At 72.2% G+C, this 25,617-nt stretch carries 20 protein-coding genes; 15 read left to right on the top strand and 5 right to left on the bottom strand.

The genetic code is table 11. The annotated features are described in order from the left end of the window. Positions 1 to 25: 25 nt before the first annotated feature. The 3 genes from ABZ719_RS19785 (at position 26) to aroQ (ending at position 2,858) form a co-directional block, all read left to right on the top strand. Positions 26 to 1,030, top strand: coding sequence for a TerC family protein (locus ABZ719_RS19785; RefSeq protein ID WP_366726471.1), 1,005 nt, complete (start codon positions 26 to 28; stop codon positions 1,028 to 1,030). A 151-nt stretch (positions 1,031 to 1,181) separates the two neighbouring features. Next, complete coding sequence (locus ABZ719_RS19780) at positions 1,182 to 2,282, top strand: ionic transporter y4hA (protein ID WP_366726470.1); 1,101 nt, start codon at positions 1,182 to 1,184, stop codon at positions 2,280 to 2,282. Positions 2,283 to 2,384: 102 nt separating this feature from the next. Continuing rightward, positions 2,385 to 2,858, top strand: coding sequence for a type II 3-dehydroquinate dehydratase (aroQ, locus tag ABZ719_RS19775; RefSeq protein WP_366726469.1), 474 nt, complete (start codon positions 2,385 to 2,387; stop codon positions 2,856 to 2,858). Positions 2,859 to 3,096: 238 nt separating this feature from the next. Here aroQ and ABZ719_RS19770 read toward each other — a convergent pair whose 3' ends face one another. Continuing rightward, positions 3,097 to 3,753 carry an MBL fold metallo-hydrolase gene (locus ABZ719_RS19770; RefSeq protein WP_366726468.1) on the bottom strand — a complete coding sequence of 219 codons (657 nt, stop codon included), beginning with the start codon at positions 3,751 to 3,753 and terminating at the stop codon, positions 3,097 to 3,099. A gap of 110 nt (positions 3,754 to 3,863) precedes the next feature. Beyond that, on the bottom strand, positions 3,864 to 4,550 hold the full coding sequence (locus ABZ719_RS19765; RefSeq protein WP_366726467.1) for a maleylpyruvate isomerase family mycothiol-dependent enzyme: 687 nt from the start codon (positions 4,548 to 4,550) through the stop codon (positions 3,864 to 3,866). Positions 4,551 to 4,785: 235 nt separating this feature from the next. On the opposite strand from ABZ719_RS19765, the gene uvrA reads away from it, so the two are divergent. After that, positions 4,786 to 7,806 (top strand): excinuclease ABC subunit UvrA, encoded by a 3,021-nt coding sequence (uvrA, locus tag ABZ719_RS19760; RefSeq protein ID WP_366726466.1) that lies wholly within the window; start codon positions 4,786 to 4,788, stop codon positions 7,804 to 7,806. A gap of 283 nt (positions 7,807 to 8,089) precedes the next feature. Here the strand turns inward: uvrA and ABZ719_RS19755 are convergent, their stop codons facing one another. Continuing rightward, entirely contained in the window at positions 8,090 to 9,001 is a 912-nt protein-coding gene (locus ABZ719_RS19755; protein ID WP_366726465.1) for a carbohydrate kinase, read from the bottom strand. Next, on the bottom strand, positions 8,998 to 10,050 hold the full coding sequence (locus ABZ719_RS19750; protein ID WP_366726464.1) for a LacI family DNA-binding transcriptional regulator: 1,053 nt from the start codon (positions 10,048 to 10,050) through the stop codon (positions 8,998 to 9,000). Before ABZ719_RS19750 ends, ABZ719_RS19755 begins: the two co-directional genes overlap by 4 nt. 190 nt (positions 10,051 to 10,240) lie before the next feature. Between ABZ719_RS19750 and ABZ719_RS19745 the strand changes: the two genes are divergently transcribed. Beyond that, positions 10,241 to 10,666: a Rieske 2Fe-2S domain-containing protein gene (locus tag ABZ719_RS19745; protein WP_366726463.1), complete on the top strand. Its 426-nt coding sequence runs from the start codon at positions 10,241 to 10,243 to the stop codon at positions 10,664 to 10,666. Positions 10,667 to 10,693: 27 nt separating this feature from the next. Here the strand turns inward: ABZ719_RS19745 and ABZ719_RS19740 are convergent, their stop codons facing one another. Then, positions 10,694 to 11,641, bottom strand: a complete 948-nt coding sequence (locus ABZ719_RS19740) for a hypothetical protein (RefSeq protein WP_366726462.1) — start codon at positions 11,639 to 11,641, stop codon at positions 10,694 to 10,696. Between the two features lie 399 nt (positions 11,642 to 12,040). Between ABZ719_RS19740 and uvrC the strand changes: the two genes are divergently transcribed. The 10 genes from uvrC (at position 12,041) to ABZ719_RS19690 (ending at position 25,497) form a co-directional block, all read left to right on the top strand. After that, positions 12,041 to 14,212: an excinuclease ABC subunit UvrC gene (gene uvrC / locus ABZ719_RS19735; protein ID WP_366726461.1), complete on the top strand. Its 2,172-nt coding sequence runs from the start codon at positions 12,041 to 12,043 to the stop codon at positions 14,210 to 14,212. After that, positions 14,209 to 15,345 (top strand): RNase adapter RapZ, encoded by a 1,137-nt coding sequence (rapZ, locus tag ABZ719_RS19730; protein ID WP_366726460.1) that lies wholly within the window; start codon positions 14,209 to 14,211, stop codon positions 15,343 to 15,345. Before uvrC ends, rapZ begins: the two co-directional genes overlap by 4 nt. Beyond that, positions 15,342 to 16,436, top strand: coding sequence for a uridine diphosphate-N-acetylglucosamine-binding protein YvcK (gene yvcK / locus ABZ719_RS19725; protein ID WP_037860765.1), 1,095 nt, complete (start codon positions 15,342 to 15,344; stop codon positions 16,434 to 16,436). Before rapZ ends, yvcK begins: the two co-directional genes overlap by 4 nt. Continuing rightward, complete coding sequence (whiA, locus tag ABZ719_RS19720) at positions 16,427 to 17,416, top strand: DNA-binding protein WhiA (protein WP_037860766.1); 990 nt, start codon at positions 16,427 to 16,429, stop codon at positions 17,414 to 17,416. Before yvcK ends, whiA begins: the two co-directional genes overlap by 10 nt. Before the next feature lie 724 nt (positions 17,417 to 18,140). After that, the gene (locus ABZ719_RS19715; protein ID WP_366726459.1) at positions 18,141 to 21,191 is read left to right on the top strand and encodes a M14 family zinc carboxypeptidase; all 3,051 of its coding nucleotides are present in this window, start codon (positions 18,141 to 18,143) and stop codon (positions 21,189 to 21,191) included. A 249-nt stretch (positions 21,192 to 21,440) separates the two neighbouring features. Then, a complete protein-coding gene (gap, locus tag ABZ719_RS19710; RefSeq protein WP_366726458.1) occupies positions 21,441 to 22,448 on the top strand; it encodes a type I glyceraldehyde-3-phosphate dehydrogenase in 1,008 nt (335 codons plus the stop codon). Between the two features lie 166 nt (positions 22,449 to 22,614). Then, positions 22,615 to 23,826: a phosphoglycerate kinase gene (locus ABZ719_RS19705; RefSeq protein WP_366726457.1), complete on the top strand. Its 1,212-nt coding sequence runs from the start codon at positions 22,615 to 22,617 to the stop codon at positions 23,824 to 23,826. A gap of 5 nt (positions 23,827 to 23,831) precedes the next feature. Continuing rightward, the gene (tpiA, locus tag ABZ719_RS19700; protein WP_366726456.1) at positions 23,832 to 24,608 is read left to right on the top strand and encodes a triose-phosphate isomerase; all 777 of its coding nucleotides are present in this window, start codon (positions 23,832 to 23,834) and stop codon (positions 24,606 to 24,608) included. A 107-nt stretch (positions 24,609 to 24,715) separates the two neighbouring features. Then, positions 24,716 to 24,952 (top strand): preprotein translocase subunit SecG, encoded by a 237-nt coding sequence (secG, locus tag ABZ719_RS19695; protein ID WP_366726455.1) that lies wholly within the window; start codon positions 24,716 to 24,718, stop codon positions 24,950 to 24,952. Positions 24,953 to 25,161: 209 nt separating this feature from the next. Beyond that, positions 25,162 to 25,497 (top strand): RNA polymerase-binding protein RbpA, encoded by a 336-nt coding sequence (locus ABZ719_RS19690; protein WP_003957010.1) that lies wholly within the window; start codon positions 25,162 to 25,164, stop codon positions 25,495 to 25,497. The last annotated feature ends 120 nt before the right edge of the window (positions 25,498 to 25,617 follow it).

Here is a 25,617-nt window from a genome sequence, read left to right as displayed (position 1 = left end):
CCGTGACGCACCTGCCGGAGGCGCAGTGGAAGTTTCCATCACCCTGTGGACCCTGACCATCGTCGGCCTGGCCGCCCTGATCGCGGTCGACTTCTTCATCGGCCGCAAACCCCATGACGTGTCCGTGAAGGAAGCCGGGGTCTGGACCGTCGTCTGGATCGCCCTGGCCTGCCTCTTCGGGCTCGGCCTGTTCCTCTTCGCGGGCGGCCGGCCGGCCGGAGAGTTCTTCGCGGGCTTCATCACCGAGAAGTCGCTGAGCGTCGACAACCTCTTCGTCTTCGTCCTGATCATGGCGAAGTTCGCCGTGCCCTCGCAGTACCAGCAGCGGGTGCTGCTGGTCGGCGTCCTCATAGCCCTGGTGCTGCGGGCCGCCTTCATCGCCGCCGGCGCCGCGATCCTCGCCGGCTTCTCGTGGGTGTTCTTCCTCTTCGGGGCCTTCCTCATCTGGACCGCCTGGAAGCTGATCCAGGAGGCCCGCTCGGGCGGGGAGGACGAGGAGTTCGAGGAGACCAGACTGCTCAAGGCCGCCGAGCGCCGCTTCGGCGTGGCCGACCGGTACCACGGCACCAAGCTGTGGATCCGGGAGAACGGCAAGCGCGTGATGACGCCGATGCTGGTCGTGATGCTCGCCATCGGTACCACCGACGTGCTGTTCGCCCTCGACTCGATCCCCGCGATCTTCGGCCTCACCCAGGACCCGTACATCGTCTTCACCGCCAACGCCTTCGCGCTGATGGGGCTCAGGCAGCTGTACTTCCTGATAGGCGGCCTGCTGAAGAAGCTGGTCCACCTCTCCTACGGCCTGTCGGTCATCCTCGGCTTCATCGGCGTCAAGCTCGTGCTGCACGCGCTGCACGAGGCCGGTGTGCACGTCCCGGAGATCAGCATCCCCGTCTCCCTCGGCGTGATCTGCGCGGTGCTGATCGTCACCACCGTCACCAGCCTGATGGCGACCAGGGGCCGGGCCGCGACGGAGGAGGTGCGAGAAGGGCAGGGCGACACCGAACGCAAGGACCGCATCGATGCCTGACCGTTCCAGGACCGCGAACCGCCGCTCCAGGACCGCGCACCCCGGCCCCGCACCACCCGGTTCCGGGTCCCCGCACCCGGGTGCTGCGGGGGCCACCGCCCGGGCGGCCCACCGGAATGCGAAGGAGCCGGGCCTCTGCGACGATCACAGCATGATCACGCGGCTCAGGGGACTCGCCAGGGCGTGGACGACGGCCGTACCGGTGCTCGCGGTCGTCCTGCTGGTCCTCACCTGGGGGCGGAGTCTGCCCGCGGCTGTCGTCGTGCTGGTGACCGTGGTGCTCGCCGGCGCGGTGCTCGCCGCGGTGCACCACGCCGAGGTGGTCGCCCACCGGGTCGGGGAACCCTTCGGGTCCCTGGTCCTGGCCATCGCCGTCACCGTCATCGAGGTCGCCCTCATCGTGACCCTCATGCTGGACGGCGGCGACAAGAGCGCCACCCTGGCCAGGGACACGGTGTTCGCAGCCGTCATGATCACCTGCAACGGTGTGGTCGGACTGTGCCTGCTCGTCGGCTCGCTCCGGCACGGCACGGCCGTCTTCAACGCCGAGGGCACGGGCGCGGCACTGGCCACCGTGGCGACCCTGGCCACCCTCAGCCTGGTCCTGCCGACGTTCACCACCAGCAAGCCGGGGCCGGAGTTCTCCGGTGTGCAGCTCACCTTCGCCGCCCTGTCCTCACTGATCCTCTACGGCCTGTTCGTGGCCACCCAGACCGTCCGGCACCGGGACTACTTCCTGCCCATCACCCGCCAGGGCGAGGTGATCACCGGCGACGACCACGCGGAGCGGCCCTCCGCCCGCATGGCCTGGACCAGCCTGGGCCTGCTGGCACTCGCCCTCATCGGCGTGGTCGGACTGGCGAAGGGCGTCTCGCCGACCATCGAGGCCGGGGTGGCGTCCGCCGGTCTGCACCACGCGGTCGTCGGCGTGATCATCGCCCTGCTGGTGCTGCTGCCGGAGACCATCGCCGCCCTCCGCTCCGCCCGCCGAGACCGGGTGCAGACCAGCCTCAACCTCGCCCTGGGCTCCGCGATGGCCAGCATCGGCCTGACCATCCCGGCCGTCGCCCTGGCCTCCGTCTGGCTCTCCGGGCCGCTCGTGCTCGGCCTCGGCTCCACCCACATGCTGCTGCTCCTGCTCACGGTGGTGGTCAGTTCCCTGACCGTGGTGCCGGGCCGGGCCACCCCCCTGCAGGGCGGCGTCCACCTCGTCATCTTCGCGGCCTACCTGGAACTGGCCATCAACCCCTGAGACGGCCCTCCGGCCGCCGGCCGCGCGGCCGGTGCCCCGTGATAGACCGGGGCCAGCGGCGGTCGCAGCCGACCGCCGTGCACCGACGGACCCGGAGGAACCGTGCCCCGCACCCTGGCCAGCGCCCCGATCATGATCCTCAACGGCCCCAACCTCAATCTGCTCGGGCAGCGGCAGCCGGAGATCTACGGCTCCGACACGCTCGCGGACGTGGAGGCCCTGTGCGTGAAGGCGGCCGCCGCCCGCGGCGCCACGGTGGACTTCCGCCAGTCCAACCACGAGGGAGAACTGGTCGACTGGATCCACGAGGCACGGCTGCACCACTGCGGCATCGTCATCAACCCGGCCGCCTACTCGCACACCTCCGTGGCGATCCTGGACGCGCTCAACGCCTGCGACGGCATGCCGGTGATGGAGGTCCACATCTCCAACGTCCACCGGCGCGAGCCGTTCCGGCACCACTCCTACGTCTCCCTGCGCGCCGACGGTGTCATCGCCGGCTGCGGCGTGCAGGGCTACGCCTTCGCGGTGGAGCGGGTGGCGGCTCTGGCCGCGGGGGACGGCCCGCAGGCGTAGCGTCCGCGCAGGCCGCTGCTGCCCGGCGCCACGGCGGCGTCCACGACGCGCCGGGGCCGCCGGTCGAGGGCGGGGAACGAGGACCGGCGGCCCGTGCCGCGCAGGAGCCGTCTTCCTGAGCGGGGCTGGTCCCAGTGGACCGCCCGTCGCGGCGAGCGGGGAGAGCACGTGCGCCACCGGTGCGGACGAAGGCTTCACACGGGGTGCGAAGACCCGGCGCGACGGGGTCGCCGCCCGCTCACCACCCGCGCGCGTGCCACTCCGGCAGGTGCGGGCGCTCCGCGCCCAGCGTCGTGTCGTTGCCGTGCCCGGGGTAGACCCAGGTCTCGTCCGGCAGCGGTGCGAAGATCTTCGTCTCGACGTCGTGGATCAGGCTCGCGAAGGCCCGGGAGTTCTTGAAGGTGTTGCCCACACCTCCGGGGAAGAGGCAGTCACCCGTGAACACGTGCGGGTGCCCGTGCGGGTCGTCGTAGACCAGTGCGATGGAGCCCGGCGTGTGCCCGACGAGGTGGCGGGCGGTGAGCCGCACGTGTCCGACACTGATCGTGTCGCCGTCCTCCACGAGGACGTCGGTCGGCACGGGGATGCCCTCGGCGTCGTCCCGGCCCGCGTACGTCCGCGCGCCCGTGGCCGCCACCACCTCGGCCAGCGCCTGCCAGTGGTCCGCGTGCCGGTGGGTGGTGACGACGGAGGCGATGCCGTCGTCGCCGATCATGCCGAGCAGCGTGTGCGCGTCGCTGGCCGCGTCGATGAGCAGTTGCTCGTCCGTGTCCCGGCAGCGCAGCAGGTAGGCGTTGTTGTCCATCGGGCCGACCGCGATCTTGGTGATCATCAGGTCTTTCAGCTCGTGCACGTCCGCCGGGCCGCCGACCGTCACCTCTCCGCTGTACGTCATGGTCGTCAGCCTATAGGCGCGTACGGCGCGGGAGCGCCGCACGCGTCTTTCACGAGGAGGCCGGAGCGCCGCCCGCGCCTGTCACGAGGAGACCGGGACGGGCAGCGGCCTCACAGGGGCGGGAGCGCCGGCAGGGGGCCGCCCGCCACGGTGAGGGCGGCGCCGTCCCGCCGGCCGGCGAGCCAGCCGAGCAGGTCCGCCGCGGTTCCCGTGACGGTGACCGCTCCCTCGTCCTGCTCCCGGCCCGTGCTCCACGCGCGCGTGCCGTCGGTCAGCCTGGTCGCGGGCACGTCGGCGTGGCCCGCGAACCGCTGGGTGAGGAAGTCGATCTCCCGCTCCGCGAACTCCTGCGGCACGTCCTCCAGCTCGTAGCCGATGCCGAGGTCGACGTGGTGCAGCTCGACCTCGGCCCAGCGCCGGAACGGCAGCCGGGACACGGTGTCGGTGATCCCGTTGCGCAGTTCCACGGTGCGCGACCAGTCGGCCGGCACCAGGCCCGCCGCCTGGAAGCGGGCCGCGCTCTCGCGCACGTCCGCGAGGTGCGCGTCCAGCGGGCGCCGTGCGTCGCGCTCGATGTCCGCGTCCCGTGCCTCGGCGGAGGCGTACATGGGGCGCCCTTCGAGGACGTTGACGAGCGCGTCCGCGTTGCGGGCGAGGTGGGCGAGGACATGGCCGCGGGTCCAGCCGGGCAGGCGTGACTGGTCGGTCACAGCCGCGTTGTCCAGTTCGCCGGCCGCGGTGAGCAGTCGTTCGGTGGCTTCCTGTACAGACGCCAGGTCACGTGCGTGATCCATCATGCGCCCGACCCTAGCGGCGCCACTCCTTCGGGTGAAGGCGGCCGAGCGCAGCCGTGAATCGAATGTGCGTGCGATATTGTCGGCGGCGGCGTCGGGCATGCTGGAGAGCCGGGGATTGTTGAGTATCCGGGCGGATCCGGGAAATCCCACCCGGCGTTGTCAGTGGCTCCCCCTAGTCTGAAGAAGCACGGGGGCCCCGCCCCTGTCACTTCTCTCAAGAAAGGTGCGGACCGGCGTGGCCGACCGTCTCATCGTCCGTGGCGCGCGCGAGCACAACCTGAAGAACGTGTCGCTCGACCTGCCTCGTGACTCGCTCATCGTCTTCACGGGCCTGTCCGGTTCGGGCAAGTCCTCCCTGGCCTTCGACACGATCTTCGCCGAGGGCCAGCGGCGCTACGTGGAGTCCCTTTCCTCGTACGCCCGTCAGTTCCTCGGCCAGATGGACAAGCCGGACGTCGACTTCATCGAGGGGCTGTCGCCGGCGGTCTCCATCGACCAGAAGTCGACCTCCCGCAACCCGCGCTCCACGGTCGGCACCATCACCGAGGTCTACGACTACCTGCGCCTGCTGTTCGCCCGCATCGGCAAGCCGCACTGCCCCGAGTGCGGGCGGCCGATCTCCCGGCAGTCGCCGCAGGCCATCGTGGACCGGGTCCTCGAACTGCCCGAGGGCAGCCGCTTCCAGGTCCTCTCGCCGCTGGTACGCGAACGCAAGGGCGAGTTCGTCGACCTGTTCGCCGATCTCCAGACCAAGGGCTACTCCCGCGCGCGGGTGGACGGCGAGACCGTCCAGCTCTCCAGCCCGCCCACGCTGAAGAAGCAGGAGAAGCACACGATCGAGGTGGTCGTCGACCGCCTCACCGTCAAGGACTCCGCCAAGCGCCGTCTGACCGACTCCGTGGAGACCGCGCTCGGCCTCTCCGGCGGCATGGTCGTGCTCGACTTCGTCGACCTCCCCGAGGACGACCCCGAGCGCGAGCGCATGTTCTCCGAGCACCTGTACTGCCCGTACGACGACCTGTCCTTCGAGGAGCTGGAGCCCCGCTCCTTCTCGTTCAACTCGCCCTTCGGCGCCTGCCCCGAGTGCACCGGCATCGGCACGCGCATGGAGGTGGACCCGGAGCTGATCGTCCCCGACGAGGACAAGTCCCTCGACGACGGCGCCATCCACCCCTGGTCGCACGGGCACACCAAGGACTACTTCGCCCGGCTGATCGGCGCCCTCGCCGACGCGCTCGGTTTCCGTACCGACATCCCCTTCGCCGGGCTGCCGCAGCGCGCCAAGAAGGCCCTGCTGTACGGCCACAAGACGCAGATCGAGGTCCGCTACCGCAACCGGTACGGACGCGAGCGCGTCTACACCACCCCCTTCGAGGGCGCGGTGCCCTTCGTCAAGCGCCGGCACAGCGAGGCCGAGAGCGACGCCAGCCGCGAGCGCTTCGAGGGCTACATGCGCGAGGTGCCCTGTCCCACCTGTGAGGGCACGCGCCTGAAGCCGGTCGTCCTCGCGGTCACGCTCATGGGCAAGTCGATCGCCGAGATCTCCGCCATGTCGATCAGCGACTGCGCGGACTTCCTGCGCGAGCTGAAGCTCGACGGCCGCGAGAGGAAAATCGCCGAGCGGGTCCTGAAGGAGGTCAACGAGCGGCTGCGGTTCCTGGTCGACGTCGGCCTGGACTACCTCTCGCTGAACCGCGCGGCCGGCACCCTCTCCGGCGGCGAGGCCCAGCGCATCCGCCTGGCCACCCAGATCGGCTCCGGCCTCGTCGGCGTCCTCTACGTGCTGGACGAGCCGTCCATCGGCCTGCACCAGCGCGACAACCACCGGCTGATCGAGACCCTCGTCCGGCTGCGCGACATGGGCAACACGCTCATCGTCGTCGAGCACGACGAGGACACCATCAAGGTCGCCGACTGGGTGGTGGACATCGGCCCCGGCGCGGGCGAGCACGGCGGCAAGGTCGTGCACAGCGGCTCCCTGAAGGAACTGCTCGCCAACGCCGAGTCGCAGACCGGCCAGTACCTCGCCGGCAAGAAGTCGATCCCGCTGCCCGACATCCGGCGGCCGCTCGACCCCGCGCGGCAGCTCACGGTGCACGGCGCCCGGGAGAACAACCTCCAGGACATCGACGTGTCCTTCCCGCTGGGCGTCTTCACCGCCGTCACCGGTGTCTCCGGTTCCGGAAAGTCGACCCTGGTCAACGACATCCTCTACACCCACCTGGCCCGCGAGCTGAACGGCGCGCGCAACGTCCCCGGGCGGCACACGCGCGTGGACGGCGACGACCTCGTCGACAAGGTCGTGCACGTCGACCAGTCGCCCATCGGCCGCACCCCGCGGTCCAACCCGGCGACGTACACCGGCGTCTTCGACCACATCCGCAAGCTGTTCGCCGAGACCACCGAGGCCAAGGTCCGCGGCTACCTGCCCGGCCGCTTCTCCTTCAACGTCAAGGGCGGCCGCTGCGAGAACTGCGCGGGCGACGGCACCATCAAGATCGAGATGAACTTCCTCCCGGACGTCTACGTCCCGTGCGAGGTCTGCCACGGGGCCCGGTACAACCGGGAGACCCTGGAGGTCCACTACAAGGGCAAGTCCATCGCCGACGTGCTGAACATGCCCATCGAGGAGGCGACCGACTTCTTCGAGGCGGTTCCGGCGATCGCCCGGCACCTCAAGACCCTCAAGGACGTCGGCCTCGGGTACGTCCGGCTCGGCCAGTCCGCGACCACCCTGTCCGGTGGCGAGGCGCAGCGCGTGAAGCTCGCCAGCGAACTGCAGCGCCGCTCCACCGGACGCACGGTCTACGTCCTGGACGAGCCGACGACCGGCCTCCACTTCGAGGACATCAGCAAGCTGCTGAAGGTCCTCTCCGGTCTGGTCGACAAGGGCAACACGGTCATCGTCATCGAGCACAACCTCGACGTGATCAAGACCGCCGACTGGATCGTCGACATGGGTCCCGAGGGCGGCGCGGGCGGTGGCCTCGTCGTGGCGGAGGGCACGCCCGAGCAGGTCGCCGGGGTACCGGCCAGCCACACAGGCAAGTTCCTGCGCGAGATCCTCGGCGCGGACCGGATCAGCGACGCGGAGCCGGTGAAGGCGGTGAAGGCCCCGCGCCGGGCCGCCGCCAAGAAAGCGGTGGCGGCCGCGTCGACGGGCCGCAGGACGGCCACCGCCAGGACGACGTCCGGCAGCACGGGGAGCAAGAAGGCGGTGCCCGCGAAGAAGACCACGCGCACGCGCAAGGCCTGAACGCCCTCCCGGCCGCAGCAGCGGGCGCCCCGCGGAACCTCCCGCGGGGCGCCCGCCCATGCCGCCCGGCCGTCAGGCCCGGCCCGTCCGGGCCTGCGTCCCACCTCTTCCGGACGGACCGCGCCGGACCGCCTGCGCCCAGGCCGGCCCCGTCCGGGCCTGAGCCTCGCCTCTACCGGTCTGCGCCTCGCGGCGCCCCTTCCGAGCCCGACCCTCGCCCCCTCCGCCGCGAACCGGGGGCCTGAGCCTCGCTCCCGCCGCCCTGAACCGGGTTCCTTCCCGCCTACGGCTCGCCCACCTCGGAGGCGTACGGGGGCTCCGCGCCCGGGCGTGAGCAGGTGATCGCCGCCGCGCGGGCCGCGAACCGCAGCAGCGCGGTCCAGCCCGCCGAGCCGAGACCCGCCAGGGCCTCGCGGGACAGCGCGTCGCGGACGGCCAGGCCGTGCAGGAGCGCGGCGTTCACGGTGTCACCGGCTCCGATCGTGTCGACGACCGTCACCTTCTCGCCCGGAACCGAGTGCTCCGCGCCGTCCGGCGTGAGCGCCGTGAGCCCGTCACCGCCGTGGGTGATCACGACGGCCGCCGGCCCCTCGGCCAGCCACTCGCGCGGGGTGCCCCCCAGCCACCGCGCGTCCTCCTCGGAGAGCTTCAGCAACGACACCGAGGGCAGCCAGCTGCGAAAACGCGCCCGGTAGGCGTCCGGGTCCGCGATCAGCCCGGCCCGGATGTTCGGGTCCAGCGCCGTGAACACCCCCTCGGCCGCCGCGGCCCGCAGCAGCTTCTCGTAGGCGCTCGCACCCGGTTCCAGGACGAGTGAACAGGTGCCGAACGACACCGCGCGGGTTTCGGCGGGCAGCGCGGCGGGGGCGGTGAACAGGCGGTCGGCGGTGCCGTCGACGTAGAAGGAGTACGCGGCCGATCCGTCCGTCCCGACCGTCGCGACCGCCAGCGTGGTCGGCTCGCTGCCGCGCTGTACGCCCGAGACGTCCACTCCGGCCCGCCGCAGCCCGTCCAGCAGGGCCTCGCCGAAGGCGTCGCGCGAGGTGCGCGAACAGAAGGCGGTGGGGGAGCCGAGGCGGCCGAGCGCGACGGCCGTGTTGTAGGGGCCGCCGCCGAGCGCCGGCTTGAGGTCGGCGAGGGCACCGGTGCCCCGCGGTACCAGGTCGATCAGGGCCTCACCGGCGACGACGATCACGAGTCGGTTCCTTCCTCGGGCTGTGCGGGGCAACCGCAGGACGTGCGGTGAACGAACGTGCAGGGCAGACGCACCGTGCGGGCGGGCCGCTCCGGTGCGGCCAGTCGGTCCAGGAGCAGTCGGACCGATCCTGCGCCCAGCTCCCTGCCGGGCTGGGCGATCACGGTCAGCCGGGGCGAGAACAGGTCGGCCCACTCGAAGTCGTCGAAGCAGCACAGCGCCATGTCCTCGGGCACGGACAGGCCCCGCCCGCGCAGGGCGCGCAGGGCACCGAGGGTCATCGCGTTGTTGGCCGTGACGAGCGCCGTGGGCGGTACGGCGAGGGACAGCAGCGCGGCGGTCGCCCGCTGTGCGCCGTCCTCGGCGGAGTCGCCGTGCACGACGAGCCGCTCGTCGTGGGGGAGTCCCGCGGCGGCCAGGCCGTGACGGTAGCCGGTCATCCGCTCCCGGGTCGTGCTCAGGCCGGGCAGACCCGCGACCAGGCCGATCCGGCGGTGCCCCAGACCGGCGAGGTGGGTGACGAGCCGGGCGGTCGGACCGGCGCTGTCGGCGCAGATCTGGTCGAAGGGCGGCCCGTCACCGGCTTCGGTCTCCGGTCCGCTGCCGATCAGGCGGTCGAGGAAAACGGTCGGTACGGCGTGCCGCGCGAGGTACGCGACGAGGTCGTGGGGACGGGCGGAGGGGGCGACGATCATGCCGTCCACCCGGCGCTCGTGCAGGAGCTGCACCACGGTGCGCTCATGCTGGGGATCGTCGTGCGGATCGGCGATCAGCAGGCTGTATCCGTGCTCCAGGGCCGCGGCCTCGACGCCCTGGAGGATCTCCGTGAAGTACGGGTTGCTGATGGCGGACACCGCGAGCCCGATGGACCGGGTCCGCGAGGTGACCAGCGAGCGGGCGAGCCCGTTGGGCGTGTAACCGAGCTGCTCCACCGCGTCGAGCACCGCCTGACGGGTGTGGGGCAGCACGGGGCGGGTGCCGTTCAGTACGTGCGAGACGGTCGCCACGGAGACCCCGGCGCTGCGTGCGACGTCGGCCATGGTCGGCATCGTGTCCCCTCCCCGAGAGCCGCCGTCCGGCGATTGCCCGTGGCCGGGACGGTATCGCATCACCGGGCCCGCGTAAACGCTTGCGCAAGCGTTTACGCGCCTCCCTCCGTGCCGCCGCCCCGCTCCCCGGCCGGGGGAGGGCGGTCGGTATCGTCGGGCCTGCACCACCCGCCGAACCAGGGGAGTCCCCATGCCAGGCCGTTCCGCCGCGAGCCGCCGTACGATCCTGCGGACGGCGGCCGTCACGCCCGTCGCCGGGCTCGGGCTGGCCGCCTGCGGGCCGGGGGGCGGCAGCGCCTCTCCCGCGGCGCCGACGGCGCCCGTCGACCTCGGTGCCGAGAGCGCCGTCCCCAAGGGCGGCGCCAAGCTGTTCCAGGACCACAACGTGGTGGTCAGCAGGGCCGCCGACGGCACCCTGAAGGCGTTCAGCACGATCTGCACGCACGCGGGGTGCGCGATCAGCAAGCTGGAGGGCACGACACTGGAGTGCCCCTGCCACGGCAGTCAGTTCGACGCCACGACCGGCAAGGTGGTGCAGTCCCCGGCCACCTCGCCGCTGCCCGAACTGCCGGTCCGCGCCGACGGCGGCAAGATCGTCGCGGGTCCCGGCGCCTGACCGGGGCGGACGGTCGGCCCCGGCCCCTCACTCCCACTCCCAGGCGATCCCCACGGCCCCCGGCCGCACCCGCGGCTCGACGACGTGGACGGAACGGTGGCGCGCGCTCACCACCAGCTCCTGCCGGCCACCGCGCGGGGCCGCCGCCGACGGCTGGGTGAACCGGTGGCAGCGCGCCGGGAGCGCCCCCGCGTCGAAGCGCACCTGCAGGGCGTACTGGCCGCCCGCCGACTCGAAGGTCCGCAGGTACTCCCGGCACACACCCGCGGTGCCGTCCTCGACGCCGTACCGGAACAGGAACGTGTCGCCGGCCCGCAGCCGGGTGTCGAAGAGGAACTCCGCCACGAGCAGTCCCGTGCCGTGGTCACGGCGTACGCGCCCGGCACGGCAGTTCTCCAGCGCGTGCACGCGCATGGCCTCCGGCACGCACTGCGGGTCGCCCTGGTGGACGGCCACGAACCGGTCCACGCCGTCCCGGTGGGCGCGCACGATGTGCTGGGACTCGTGCCCGGCCAGTTCCCGGCGCGCCCCGACCCGTACGCGCTCGTGGTGGCCGAGGGCCCGCAGTCCGCTGTCGACAGGGGCGTCCAGCCCGGCCAGCAGGCGGCGCAGGGCGTCCGACGTCTCGACGAGGGAACGGTAGGGGCGCGTGCCGGGCCTGTGGGCGACGGTGCGTTCCCCGGTCTCGGCCAGCAGCCGGATCAGTGACTCGTCCGGCAGCCGCAGGATCTCCTCCAGGGCCCGCACGGCCCGCAGAGACTCGGGGCGCTGCGGACGCCGGGCGCCCTGCTGCCAGTAGCTCAGGCTGGTGACCCCGACCCGGACGCCGTGGCGCGACAGATGGTGCTGCACGCGCTGCAGGGGCAGCCCGCGGGCGGCGATCGCGGCGCGCAGCGCCACGTGGAACGGACCACCCCGCAGGGCCGTGTCCAGTTCCGCGGTGGCGACGTCCGCCTGCTGGGGGGCGTGCGGCATGCAGGGGCCTCTCTGTGAAGGGTGCACGACTGCGGGAAAGGCGCACGACGGCTGGTCAGACCGTTCACGCGGAGCGCCGGGACCGCCCGCGGGCAGGAACGGGGGAGCCGTCCGCGCCCGTACACGTCCGTGTGCCGTCGTCCGCGGCCCCGACGTCCCCCGCATTGAAGCGTGTCGGCCAAGCCCCGACAACACCCCTGACCCCGCGGGCGGCGGTCCTGGCCGAGTCCGCACCCCGGCGCCGGCCGGGCCCGGTGCTCCCGTGCGGCGCCGTCCACCGGGCGAAGGCCGCTGGTCACGGCAGGCAGCCGTACATCTGTCCGGGCGGCGGCCGGGTGCCCGGGCCGGGTTGTCCACAGGCTCACCGCCCTGTCACCCCGCGCCAGTAGGGTGTGAGACATGGCCGACCCCTCCAGCTACCGCCCCAAGCCGGGAGACATCCCGGACTCTCCCGGGGTGTACAAGTTCCGTGACGAGCACCGCCGGGTGATCTACGTCGGAAAGGCGAAGAGCCTGCGCCAACGCCTGGCGAACTACTTCCAGGACCTGGCGAACCTCCACCCGCGCACCCGCACCATGGTGACCACGGCCGCCTCCGTGGAGTGGACCGTGGTGTCCACCGAGGTCGAGGCGCTGCAGCTGGAGTACTCCTGGATCAAGGAGTTCGACCCCCGGTTCAACGTCAAGTACCGCGACGACAAGAGCTACCCGTACCTCGCGGTGACGATGAACGAGGAGTTCCCGCGCGTCCAGGTCATGCGCGGTCACAAGAAGAAGGGCGTGCGCTACTTCGGGCCGTACGGGCACGCGTGGGCCATCCGCGACACCGTCGACCTGCTGCTGCGGGTCTTCCCCGTCCGCACCTGCTCGGCCGGCGTCTTCAAGAACGCCGCCCGCACCGGCCGCCCCTGCCTCCTCGGGTACATCGGCAAGTGCTCGGCGCCCTGCGTCGGCCGCGTCTCCGCCGAGGAGCACCGGGAGCTGGCCGAGGAGTTCAGCGACTTCATGGCCGGCCGGACGGGGACGTACCTGCGCCGCCTGGAGCAGCGGATGGCACAGGCGGCCGAGGAGATGGAGTACGAGCGGGCCGCCCGCCTGCGCGACGACATCGGGGCCCTGAAGAAGGCCATGGAGAAGAGCGCGGTCGTGCTCGCCGACGCGACCGACGCCGACCTCATCGCCGTCGCCGAGGACGAGCTGGAGGCCGCCGTGCAGATCTTCCACGTGCGCGGCGGACGCGTGCGGGGCCAGCGCGGCTGGGTGACCGACAAGGTCGAGGAGGTCACCACCGGCGCCCTCGTCGAGCACGCCCTGCAGCAGCTGTACGGCGAGGAGAGCGGGGACGCCGTCCCCAAGGAGGTCCTCGTCCCCGCCCTGCCCGACCCGGTCGAGCCGGTCCAGCAGTGGCTCACCGACCGCCGTGGCGCGAACGTGTCCCTGCGCATCCCGCAGCGCGGCGACAAGAAGGCCCTCATGGAGACCGTCCAGCGCAACGCGCTGCAGGCGCTCGCGCTGCACAAGACCAAGCGCGCCTCGGACCTGACCACCCGCTCGCGCGCCCTGGAGGAGATCGCCGAGGCCCTCGGCCTGGACAGCGCCCCCCTGCGGATCGAGTGCTACGACATCTCCCACCTCCAGGGCGACGACGTGGTGGCCTCCATGGTCGTCTTCGAGGACGGCCTCCAGCGCAAGGGCGAGTACCGGCGCTTCCAGATCAAGGGCTTCGAGGGGCAGGACGACGTCCGCTCCATGCACGAGGTGATCACCCGGCGCTTCAAGCGGTACCTGGCGGAGAAGGAGCGCACCGGCGAGTGGGCCGACGGCGAGGAGAGTGCCGTGCCCGACGGGACGGCCGCCGCACCGGCGGCCGGCGCCACCGTCGACGGCTCGCCCGCCGAAGCACCCGGCGCGGCGCCCGGCGGCCCGGCCGGCAGCACGGTCGCCGGCCCGGCCGGCGCCTTCACCGAGGACGACGGACGCCCCAAGCGGTTCGCCTATCCACCGCAGCTCGTCGTCGTCGACGGCGGACAGCCGCAGGTCGCCGCGGCCCAGCGGGCCCTGGACGAGCTGGGCATCGACGACATCGCGGTGTGCGGGCTGGCCAAGCGCCTGGAGGAGGTCTGGGTGCCCGGCGAGGACGACCCGGTGGTCCTGCCGCGCAGCAGCGAGGGGCTGTACCTGCTGCAGCGCGTCCGTGACGAGGCCCACCGCTTCGCCATCACCTACCAGCGCACCAGACGCGCCAAGCGCTTCCGGGCCGGCCCGCTGGACGACGTGCCCGGTCTGGGCGAGACGCGCAAGCGGGCGCTGCTCAAGCATTTCGGCTCGGTGAAGAGGCTGCGGTCCGCCACGATCGACCAGATCTGCGAGGTGTCCGGCATAGGCCGCAAGACGGCCGAGACGATCGCCGTGGCCCTGGCCCAGGCGGCCCCGGCCGCACCCGCCGTGAACACGGCGACCGGAGAGATCATGGAAGACGAGGAAGACACGGCACCCGGGACGACGCCGGGGGCCGCAGGGGAGCCCGTGCCCACGGGCGCCCCGGCCGAACGACGGGGGCAGGAGACATGACCGAGGACGAGACGCAGCCCACAGCGCCACGAGATCGGACAGCGGCGCGACCCGACCGGGCCCGCACGGCGTCCCGGGAACAGACACCCGCGCCGCCGCACCGGGAAACCGACGCGGACACGCACAGGAGCGCGCCGGCGCACGGGGACACGCACACGCAGACGCCCGCGGACGCGCCCCCGCAATCGCACGAGGACCAGCGGCAGCACCCGGTCCAGGAACACGGAGCACAGGTGAGTACGGGCATCGACACGGCAGGCGTCCCCGACGCGGCCATCCCCGAACTGGTGATCATCTCCGGAATGTCGGGGGCGGGCCGGTCGACGGCCGCCAAGTGCCTGGAGGACCTCGGCTGGTTCGTCGTCGACAACCTGCCGCCGGCGCTGATCCCCACCATGGTGGAACTGGGCGCCCGCTCGCAGGGCAACGTCGCGCGCATCGCGGTCGTCGTCGACGTCCGCGGCCGCCGTTTCTTCGACAACCTCCGCGAGTCCCTGGCCGACCTGGAGGCGCGCGACGTCACACGGCGGATCGTCTTCCTGGAGTCCTCCGACGAGGCCCTGGTGCGCCGCTTCGAGTCGGTGCGCCGCCCCCACCCCCTCCAGGGCGACGGCCGCATCGTCGACGGCATCGCCGCCGAGCGGGAGCTGCTGCGCGAGCTGCGCGGCGACGCCGACCTCGTCATCGACACCTCCAGCCTCAACGTGCACGAACTGCGCGCCAAGATGGACGCCCAGTTCGCCGGCGAGGAGGAGCCCGAGCTGCGGGCCACCGTGATGTCCTTCGGCTTCAAGTACGGCCTCCCGGTCGACGCCGACCTGGTCGCCGACATGCGGTTCCTGCCCAACCCGCACTGGGTGCCGGAGCTGCGCCCGTACACCGGCCTCAACGAGGAGGTCGCCGGGTACGTCTTCAACCAGCCCGGCGCCAAGGAGTTCCTGGACCGCTACGCCGAACTGCTGCGGCTCGTCGCGGCCGGCTACCGCCGGGAGGGCAAGCGGTACGTGACCATCGCCATCGGCTGCACGGGCGGCAAGCACCGCTCGGTGGCCATGTCGGAGAAGCTCGCCGCGCGACTGGCGGCCGAGGGTGTGGAGACCGTCGTCGTCCACCGGGACATGGGGCGCGAGTGACCGGACGTACTCCGCGGCTGAGCAGACTGCGCCGCGCGGTCCCCGAGGGCCGCGCGGCACGTCTGGCGGCCGAGGGGCGGGCCGGCCGGCCCGCCGAGGCCCGCGGCGCACGGCCGCGCCGCCGGGGCGCCCAGCCCAAGGTGGTCGCCCTCGGCGGCGGCATGGGACTGTCCGCCTCGCTCGCCGCACTGCGCCGGATCACCGGCGACCTCACCGCCGTCGTCACCGTGGCCGACGACGGCGGCTCCAGCGGGCGCCTGCGCGACGAACTGGGCGTGCTGCCCCCCGGCGACCTGCGCAAGGCGCTGGCGGCGCTGTGCGGGGACGACGACTGGGGCCAGACCTGGGCGCGCGTCATCCAGCACCGCTTCACCTCCCAGGGCGACCTGCACGACCACGCGGTCGGCAACCTGCTGATCGTCGCGCTGTGGGAACAGCTCGGCGACCACGTCCAGGCCCTCGACCTGGTCGGCAAGCTGCTGGGCGCGCACGGTCGCGTACTGCCCATGTCCGCCGTGCCGCTGGAGCTACAGGCCCTGGTCAAGGGCCACGACGTGGACCGGCCCGACGACGTCGACACGGTCCGCGGCCAGGCGACCGTCGCGCTCACCCCGGGCGAGGTGCAGTCCGTGCACCTCGTGCCGCACGACCCGCCCGCCGTGCCCGAGGCCGTCGAGGCGGTCCTGGACGCGGACTGGGTGGTGCTCGGTCCCGGCTCCTGGTTCTCCTCGGTCATCCCGCACCTGCTCGTGCCCCAGCTCCTCGACGCACTCACCGAGACGAAGGCGCGCCGGGTCCTCTCCTTGAACCTCGCCCCGCAACCGGGAGAAACCGCCGGCTTCTCCCCGCAGCGTCATTTGGAGGTTTTGGGACGACACGCCCCTAAACTCGCCCTGGACGTGGTGCTGGCCGACGAGGCCGCCGTGCCCGACCGCGAAGTCCTCACCGAGGCCGCCAAGCGGTTCGGCGCCGCGGTCGAGCTGGCGCCGGTGGCCCGGAGGGACGGAACTCCGCGGCACGACCCGGAGCTGCTGGCCGCCGCGTACGACCGTATTTTTCGGATGCATGGAAGGATCGGCCCATGGCGATGACGGCAGCGGTGAAGGATGAGATCTCCCGGCTCCCCGTCACCCGGACCTGCTGCAGGAAGGCGGAGGTCTCCGCCATTCTGCGGTTCGCCGGCGGCCTCCACCTGGTCAGCGGGCGCATCGTGATCGAGGCGGAACTGGACACCGCGATGGCGGCGCGGCGCCTGAAGCGGGACATCCTGGAGATCTTCGGGCACAGCTCGGAGCTGATCGTGATGGCGCCCGGCGGCCTGCGCCGCGGCTCGCGCTACGTGGTCCGGGTCGTCGCGGGCGGCGACCAGCTGGCCCGCCAGACCGGCCTGGTCGACGGCCGCGGCCGCCCGATCCGCGGCCTGCCCCCGCAGGTGGTCTCGGGGGCCACCTGCGACGCGGAGGCCGCCTGGCGCGGGGCGTTCCTCGCGCACGGCTCGCTCACCGAGCCCGGCCGCTCCTCGTCGCTGGAGGTGACCTGCCCGGGCCCGGAGGCCGCGCTCGCCCTGGTCGGCGCCGCCCGCAGACTCTCCATCGCCGCCAAGGCCCGCGAGGTGCGTGGAGTGGACCGGGTGGTCGTCCGTGACGGTGACGCGATCGGCGCGCTGTTGACGCGTCTGGGCGCGCACGAGTCCGTACTGGCCTGGGAGGAGCGGCGGATGCGCCGCGAGGTCCGCGCCACGGCGAACCGGCTGGCCAACTTCGACGACGCCAACCTGCGCCGTTCGGCCCGCGCGGCGGTCGCCGCCGGTGCCCGGGTGCAGCGCGCCCTGGAGATCCTCGCGGACGACGTCCCCGAGCACCTGGCCGCCGCGGGGCGCCTGCGCATGGAGCACAAGCAGGCCTCGCTGGAGGAACTGGGCGCGCTCGCCGACCCGCCGCTGACCAAGGACGCCGTCGCCGGCCGCATCCGCCGACTGCTGGCCATGGCCGACAAGCGCGCCGCCGACCTGGGCATCCCCGGGACGGAGGCCAATTTGAGCGAGGAACTGGCGGACAACCTCGCGGGCTGAGCCGCGTGCGCCGCGCAGCAGGGCCCGTCCGCCGGGGCGGCCGGGCCCGGCCACCCCTTCGGACGGGCCCTGCCGGACCGCGTGCCGCCCCCGCCCGGCCGGCCCGGCCGCGCCTTCGCCTGATATCCGACGGCCGCGCGCCGGACCGGGCCGACCGGGCCTGACCCGCGGGCGTGTCTGCCGACCCCGGATGCCGAGGGCCGCGCCCCGGCCGCCGGGGACAGCGGGCGGGCGGGGCTGAAGACCGCCGACCGTGCGCCCGCCCCGGTCCGCGGATCCGCCCGTCGGCTCCGGCCGACCGAGGGCCGCGCCCCGGCCCGGCCGGCCGAAGGCCGCATTCGGCACCCGGCCCGGCCTGCGGGCCGTCGACCCCGGACGTCGACAACCGGGACTCAGCCCCTGACCCGCGGACCCGCACGCCGACCCTGGCCGGCTGAAGGTCGCGCCCGGGCCCCAGTCCCTGACCCGCCCAGCCCCTGACCCGCGCCCCGACCCCGGCCGGCTGAGGGACGCGCCCGGGACCCAGCCTGAGCCGCAGCCCCCCAGCCCCGCAGACCTACAAGCCCCGCAGGCCCCACGCCCGCAGGAGGCCCCCGGCCCGCACCCCCTCCACGCCGACCCTGATGTCCGTACCGTGACTGAGGAGGCACCCTTGACCCCTGGTCTGAGTGACATGAACCTGGCAGATCTCCGCCGGTCCGGCGGACCACCGTCAGGGGGGTTCATGAGACGCAGCACGAGACACGGAGCGAGATCGGTCCTGGCCGTCGGTGCGCTCCTGCTCGGCGGAGCGGGCCTCGCGCCCCTCGCCCAGGCGCAGGGCGCGACCCCACCGCGGCCGGTTCCGGACGAGGTGAAGGTGTTCCGCGCCGACGTCACCGCGCGGCAGGTGCCCCTGTTGCTGAAAGCCGGTCAGGACGCCCACGAACTGGGGAACCGGGCGCCCGGCGAGGGCCGGAGCACCGTCGAGCTGTACCTCACCGACGCGCAGGCCGGCAGGCTGCGCGAGCAGGGCGTCCGGCTCACCGAGCACTCGCTCACGGCCGCGACGCGGCGGCGGGTGGCCACGGCGGGCCAGGGCGTGTTCCGGCCCTACAGCGGCAAGGGCGGCCTGCGCGAGGAGATCCTCCGTACCGCCCGGACCCACCCCGGCCTCACCAAGGTCGTCTCCCTCGGCACGACCGTGCGCGGACAGGACATCCTCGCCCTGAAGCTGACCGGCCGCGCGCGCGAGACGAAGGACGGCGCCAAGCCCGCCGTGCTGTACCTGTCCAACCAGCACGCGCGCGAGTGGATCACGCCGGAGATGACGCGCCGGCTGATGCACCACTACCTGGACCACTACCGCACCGACCGCCGGATCAGGAAGATCGTCGACACCACCGAACTGTGGTTCGTCCTCTCCGCCAACCCCGACGGCTACGACTACACCTTCAAGGACGACAGCACCCGGCTGTGGCGCAAGAACCTGCGGGACGTCAACGGCGACGGCGTCGTCTCCAGCGGCGACGGCGTCGACCTCAACCGCAACTTCCCCTACAAGTGGGGCTACGACGACGAGGGTTCGTCACCGGAGCCCGCCGGTGAGACCTACCGCGGCCCGGCACCGGCCAGCGAGCCCGAGACGAGGGCGCTCGACCGGTTCGAGAAGCGCCTCCGCTTCCGGTACGCCGTCAACTACCACTCCGCGGCCGAACTCCTGCTCTACGGCGTCGGCTGGCAGGTGGCGACCCCGACCCCGGACGACGTCCTCTACCGGGCGCTCGCCGGCACCCCGGACCACCCGGCGATCCCCGGCTACCGCTCCCAGCTCTCCTCGGAGCTGTACACCACCAACGGCGAGGCGGACGGGCACGCGGGCAACGTCAACGGCACGGCCATGTTCACGCCCGAGATGTCGACGTGCGAGACCGCCTCCGACGCCGACCCGGACGACGCCTGGAACGCCGCCGACTGCCGGTCGGTCTTCATTTTCCCCGACGACGAGAAGCTGATCCGGCGGGAGTTCGAGAAGAACCTCCCCTTCGCGCTCGCCGTCGCCGAGACCGCCGCCCACCCCGACCGGCCGAGTTCACCGGCCGGCCCGCCGGCCGCCGACTTCACCCCGGCCGCGTTCTCGACGTCGTACGCGCGCGGCGCCGGCCAGGAGGTCTCGGTCGTCGTCCGCAAGTCCGTGCGGGACAAGAAACTGCGCTACCGCGTGGACGGGGGGCCGACCCGGACGGGAGCGCTGCGGCCCTGGAAGGGCGGCACCACCTACGGCGGCGCGGACCACCTCTACTTCGACGAGTACCGGGCCCACGTCCACGGCGCGGCTCCGGGCGACCGGGTCGAGGTGTGGTTCACCGGCCGCACGGGCAGCGGACCCGGGGCCGGGAAGCGGACGGCGAGCGAGCACTTCACCTACACCGTGGCCCGCCTCCCGTCCGCCGGCACGCCCGCGAGCGCCCGCACAGGCACGCCCACCGACACCCGCGCGGGAACGGACGCAGGCACCCGCGCCGACACCCTCGTCGTCGCGGAGGAGGGTGCTCGGGCCGTCCGGGCGGGCGCGTACGTGGACGCCCTGCGGGCGAACGGCCACCGGGCGCTCGTCTGGGACGTCGCGACCCAGGGCGCGCCCGACGCGCTCGGCGTGCTGAAGCACTTCAGGACGGTCGTGCACTACTCGGGCGCCCCGGGCCCGGGCAACGCCACCCAGCTCCAGCTGCGTTCCTACCTCAACGAGGGCGGACGGCTGATCGAGGCCGGCGAGCAGGCCGGCGGCAGCGTCGACCTGGGCGGCGGAAACCTCTCGGACGACTTCAGCCAGTACTACCTGGGGGCCTACTCGCGCACCCCGGCCCCCGGGGCCACCGGCTTCACCGGCGCGGGGAAACTGGCGGGCTTCTCCGGCCCGCTCGGCGACGCGCCGGGCGAGCCGCTCGACGGAGTTGGTGCCTACGGGGTGACGTCACAGGAGCTGCCGGCGGCCGGCCACCCGTGGTCCGCGAGTGAGGGGGCGGGGCGGTTCACCGGCACCACCGACCCGTACAGCCCCTACACCGGCTCCTTCATGGCCGCCGCCGTGCACACCGACGACGCCTACAAGCGCCTCACCCGCACCGTCGACCTCACCGGGGTCACCGCGGCGGACCGGCCCGCCCTCCGCACCCGCCTGCTGTGGGACACCGAGCGCGGCTACGACCACGCGCTGCTGGAGGTCCACACCACCGGCGCCGACGACTGGACGACACTCCCGGAGGCGGGCGGCAGGAGCACCGCGGCCGTGCCCGCCGAGTGCGGGGCCGGCTTCCTGATCGCCGACCACCCATGGCTCAGGCACTACCTGACGCCGGGCTCCGGCGGCTGCGCCGCCCGCGGCACCAGCGGGGCGTGGAACAGCTTCACCGGCTCCTCCGGCGGGTGGCAGCAGGCGAGTTTCGACCTGAGCGCGTACGCCGGGCGGACGGTCGAGGTCTCCCTCGCCTACGTCAGCGACCCCGGCACCGGCGGCCACGGCGTCCTGGCCGACGACGCCTCGCTCGTCGTCGGCGGCGCCACGAGGGACACCGAGGGCTTCGAGACGTCGCTGGGCCCCTGGAAGGTGTCGGGACCGCCTCCGGGCAGCCCGCCCGTCCGCAAGGACTGGGCCCGCACCGGCACCCTCTTCCGGACGTACGCGGCGGTCACCACCGACCGTTCCGTGCTGCTCGGGTTCGGGCTCGGACACCTCCGCTCGGCGGCCGGCCGGGCGGCCCTCGTGGGGCGGGCGATGGCGGCACTCGACAAGTGAGCCGGGGCCTGCACGAAAGAGTGATGAATATGGTCAACGCGTACGGACACTCCGTACCCTAATGGAGTGATTCGGGCGCCCGTCCACGACCGCCCGGACGCCTACTGGCGCGTACGGCCCGCCATGCCCTCCAGGGGGTCTCCGAATGTCACTCAGGAGGCTCCAGGGAGGTAGGGTCGGGGGTGGTCGGGGACATCCCAATACAGCTCGCCGGCGTCGAAACCGGCGTACCAACGAGGAGATCGGTTCGTGACGATCCGCGTAGGCATCAACGGCTTTGGCCGCATCGGTCGTAACTACTTCCGCGCGCTGCTGGAGCAGGGTGCAGACATCGAGATCGTGGCTGTCAACGACCTGGGTGACACCGCGACCACCGCTCACCTGCTGAAGTACGACACCATCCTCGGCCGCCTCAAGCAGGAGGTCACGCACACCGAGGACACCATCACCGTCGACGGCAGGACCATCAAGGTCCTCTCCGAGCGCAACCCGGCCGACATCCCCTGGGGTGAGCTGGGCGTGGACATCGTCATCGAGTCCACCGGCATCTTCACCAAGAAGGAAGACGCCGAGAAGCACATCGCCGGCGGCGCCAAGAAGGTCATCATCTCCGCTCCGGCGAAGAACGAGGACGTCACCATCGTGATGGGCGTCAACCAGGACAAGTACGACGCCGCCAAGGACAACGTCATCTCCAACGCCTCGTGCACCACCAACTGTGTGGCGCCCATGGCGAAGGTCCTCGACGAGAACTTCGGCATCGTCCGCGGCCTGATGACCACGGTGCACGCGTACACCAACGACCAGCGGATCCTGGACTTCCCGCACAAGGACCTGCGCCGCGCCCGCGCCGCCGCCGAGAACATCATCCCGACCACCACCGGTGCCGCCAAGGCCACCGCGCTGGTCCTCCCGCAGCTCAAGGGCAAGCTGGACGGCATGGCGATGCGCGTCCCGGTCCCGACCGGCTCGGTCACCGACCTCGTCGTCGAGCTGTCCCGCGAGGTCACCAAGGAAGAGGTCAACGCCGCCTTCCAGAAGGCCGCCGAGGGCGAGCTGAAGGGCATCCTCGAGTACACCGAGGACCCGATCGTCTCCTCGGACATCGTCAACGCCCCGGCGTCCTGCACCTTCGACTCCTCCCTGACGATGGTCCAGGAGGGCAAGAACGTGAAGGTCATCGGCTGGTACGACAACGAGTGGGGCTACTCCAACCGCCTCGTCGACCTCACGGTCTTCATCGGCAACCAGCTCTGATCGGCAGAGCAGGCACCTCGATGTGAGAACAGGGCTCGGGCAGCGCACCACCGCGCGGTCCGGGCCCTGACGCACGTACGGCGGGCCGCTTCCTGCGGCCCGCCCGCGTGCGGATCGACCGGCCCTCGTACGATCAAGAGCCCCTCCTCCCAGGAGTCCCATTCCCATGAAGACGATCGACGAACTTCTCAGCGAAGGTGTGGACGGCAAGCGGGTCTTCGTCCGCGCCGACCTCAACGTGCCCCTGGCCGACGGCGTCATCACCGACGACGGCCGCATCCGGGCCGTGCTGCCCACCGTCAAGGCGCTCGCCGGCGCCGGTGCCAAGGTGATCGTGGCCTCGCACCTGGGCCGCCCCAAGGGCGCCCCGGACCCCGCCTTCTCGCTGCTGCCCGCCGCCGAGCGGCTCGGTGAACTGCTCGGCGCGCCCGTGGCCTTCGCCCAGGACACCGTCGGCCCCGCCGCCCACGACGCCGTGGACGGCCTCGAGCCCGGCCAGGTCGCGGTCATCGAGAACCTGCGTTTCAACCCCGGCGAGACGTCCAAGGACGACACCGAGCGCGGCGAGTTCGCCGACGCCCTCGCCGCCCTCGCGGACGTCTACGTCGGCGACGGCTTCGGCGCGGTGCACCGCAAGCACGCCTCGGTCTACGACCTGCCGGCCCGGCTGCCGCACTACGCCGGTCACCTCATCGCCACCGAGGTCGGCGTCCTGAAGAAGCTCACCGAGGACGTCAAGCGTCCCTACGTCGTCGCCCTCGGCGGCGCCAAGGTCTCCGACAAGCTCGCCGTCATCGACCAGCTGCTCGGCAAGGCCGACCGGCTGCTCATCGGCGGCGGCATGGCGTACACCTTCCTCAAGGCCAAGGGCTACGAGGTCGGCAAGTCCCTCCTCCAGGAGGACCAGATCCCGGCCGTCAAGGAGTACATGGAGCGCGCCGAGAAGCTGGGCGTCGAGCTGGTGCTGCCGGTGGACGCGCTGGTCTCGCCCGACTTCCCGGACCTGAAGACCAAGGCCCCGGCGCACCCCACCGCGGTCGCCGCCGACGCCATCCCGGCCGACCAGGAGGGCCTGGACATCGGCCCGCGGACCCGGGAGCTGTACGCCTCGAAGCTCGCCGACGCCGCCACCGTCTTCTGGAACGGGCCGATGGGCGTCTTCGAGCACCCCGACTTCGCCGAGGGCACCAAGGCGGTCGCCCAGGCCCTCGTCGACTCCGGCGGATTCACCGTGGTCGGCGGCGGCGACTCCGCCGCGGCCGTCCGTACGCTCGGTTTCGACGAGAACGCATTCGGCCACATCTCGACCGGCGGCGGCGCCTCCCTCGAATACCTCGAGGGCAAGACGCTCCCCGGCCTCGCCGCACTGGAGGACTGACCTCAATGACCACCCGCACGCCGCTGATGGCGGGCAACTGGAAGATGAACCTCAACCACCTCGAGGCCATCGCGCACGTCCAGAAGCTCGCCTTCGCCCTGGCCGACAAGGACTACGACGCCGTCGAGGTCGCCGTCCTGCCGCCCTTCACCGACCTGCGCTCCGTGCAGACCCTGGTCGACGGCGACAAGCTCAAGATCAAGTACGGCGCCCAGGACATCTCGCAGCACGACTCCGGCGCCTACACCGGCGAGATCTCCGGCCCGATGCTGGCCAAGCTCAAGTGCACCTACGTGGCGATCGGGCACTCCGAGCGGCGCCAGTACCACAACGAGACCGACGAGCTGGTGAACGCCAAGGTCAAGGCCGCCTACAAGCACGGCCTGACCCCGATCCTGTGCGTCGGCGAGGAGCTGGACGTCCGCGAGGCCGGCAACCACGTCTCCCACACCCTCGCCCAGGTCGAGGGCGGTCTGAAGGACATCCCGGCCGAGCAGGCCGAGTCCGTCGTGATCGCCTACGAGCCCGTCTGGGCCATCGGCACCGGCAAGGTCTGCGGCGCCGAGGACGCCCAGGAGGTCTGCGCCGCCATCCGCGCCAAGCTCGCCGAGCTGTACTCGCAGGACGTGGCCGACAAGATCCGCATCCAGTACGGCGGCTCCGTCAAGTCGGGCAACGTCGCCGAGATCATGGGCCAGGCCGACATCGACGGCGCCCTGGTCGGCGGCGCCTCGCTGGACGCCGACGAGTTCGTCAAGATCGTCAGGTTCCGCGAGCAGTGAGCCGGACGTGAGTAGGCGGTAGCGGCGATACGTCGTACCCTGGCGGGGGCACAGCCGAGGTGCTGTGCCCCCGTCGTCCATCCGTATCCGAGGAAGTTGGTCCAGCCGTGGTTTTGGGGTTCTCGATCGCCCTGATCGTCTTCAGCCTGCTGCTGATGCTGCTGGTGCTGATGCACAAGGGGAAGGGCGGCGGCCTCTCCGACATGTTCGGCGGCGGCATGCAGTCGTCCGTCGGCGGCTCCTCCGTCGCCGAGCGCAACCTCGACCGCATCACCGTCGTGGTCGGTGTGCTGTGGATCGCGTGCATCATCGTCCTCGGCATCCTGATGAAGTCCAACAGCTGACGAGCCGGCGAACGCCGTACATTCCGCACGGAAGGCCCCATGGTCGGTACGCGCTCACGAGCGCGGCCTATCATGGGGCTTGCGTCTGTGTGCGGGGGACGGTAACTCCCATCACTGGACGCGCGTTGGGCCTTACGTAGACTGAGGCGCTCGCAGCGAAGCGGTACGCCGACTCGTTTCGCGGCACCATCACGCAGGGAGTTACGACCGTGGCAAGTGGCAACGCGATCCGGGGGAGCCGGGTCGGAGCGGGGCCGATGGGCGAGGCCGAGCGCGGCGAGTCCGCGCCGCGCCTGCGCATCTCCTTCTGGTGCTCCAACGGGCACGAGACGCAGCCCAGTTTCGCCAGCGACGCACAGGTGCCCGACACCTGGGACTGCCCGCGCTGCGGCTTCCCGGCCGGCCAGGACCGGGACAACCCGCCGGACCCGCCGCGCACCGAGCCCTACAAGACGCACCTCGCCTACGTGCGCGAGCGGCGCAGCGACGCGGACGGCGAGGCGATCCTCGCCGAGGCGCTTGCCAAACTGCGGGGCGAGATCTAGCAGTTGACGCCCCGTCGGGTGCCCTCCCGGCACTCGTGACGAGGCCGCGCCCTCCCCGGCCGGCCGCCGCCGAGGCGATTGTCAGTGGTGCCCTCTACGGTTTGTGCATCGGCGAATCGT

Source organism: Streptomyces sp. NPDC006743 (genome assembly GCF_040703815.1).
In the GTDB taxonomy this organism is placed as follows: Bacteria; Actinomycetota; Actinomycetes; order Streptomycetales; family Streptomycetaceae; genus Streptomyces.
This window is presented reverse-complemented; position numbering and strand designations above follow the sequence as displayed.

What these genes read in the sequence shown, in the direction of transcription:
- whiA (WP_037860766.1), top strand. Translation starts at nt 16,427, where the DNA reads ATGGCGATGACGGCAGCGGTGAAGGATGAGATCTCCCGGCTCCCCGTC.
- ABZ719_RS19770 (WP_366726468.1), bottom strand. Translation starts at nt 3,753, where the DNA reads ATGACGTACAGCGGAGAGGTGACGGTCGGCGGCCCGGCGGACGTGCAC.
- ABZ719_RS19740 (WP_366726462.1), bottom strand. Translation starts at nt 11,641, where the DNA reads ATGCCGCACGCCCCCCAGCAGGCGGACGTCGCCACCGCGGAACTGGAC.
- tpiA (WP_366726456.1), top strand. Translation starts at nt 23,832, where the DNA reads ATGACCACCCGCACGCCGCTGATGGCGGGCAACTGGAAGATGAACCTC.
- ABZ719_RS19745 (WP_366726463.1), top strand. Translation starts at nt 10,241, where the DNA reads ATGCCAGGCCGTTCCGCCGCGAGCCGCCGTACGATCCTGCGGACGGCG.
- ABZ719_RS19705 (WP_366726457.1), top strand. Translation starts at nt 22,615, where the DNA reads ATGAAGACGATCGACGAACTTCTCAGCGAAGGTGTGGACGGCAAGCGG.
- uvrC (WP_366726461.1), top strand. Translation starts at nt 12,041, where the DNA reads ATGGCCGACCCCTCCAGCTACCGCCCCAAGCCGGGAGACATCCCGGAC.
- rapZ (WP_366726460.1), top strand. Translation starts at nt 14,209, where the DNA reads ATGACCGAGGACGAGACGCAGCCCACAGCGCCACGAGATCGGACAGCG.
- ABZ719_RS19780 (WP_366726470.1), top strand. Translation starts at nt 1,182, where the DNA reads ATGATCACGCGGCTCAGGGGACTCGCCAGGGCGTGGACGACGGCCGTA.
- ABZ719_RS19750 (WP_366726464.1), bottom strand. Translation starts at nt 10,050, where the DNA reads ATGCCGACCATGGCCGACGTCGCACGCAGCGCCGGGGTCTCCGTGGCG.
- ABZ719_RS19765 (WP_366726467.1), bottom strand. Translation starts at nt 4,550, where the DNA reads ATGATGGATCACGCACGTGACCTGGCGTCTGTACAGGAAGCCACCGAA.
- ABZ719_RS19715 (WP_366726459.1), top strand. Translation starts at nt 18,141, where the DNA reads ATGAGACGCAGCACGAGACACGGAGCGAGATCGGTCCTGGCCGTCGGT.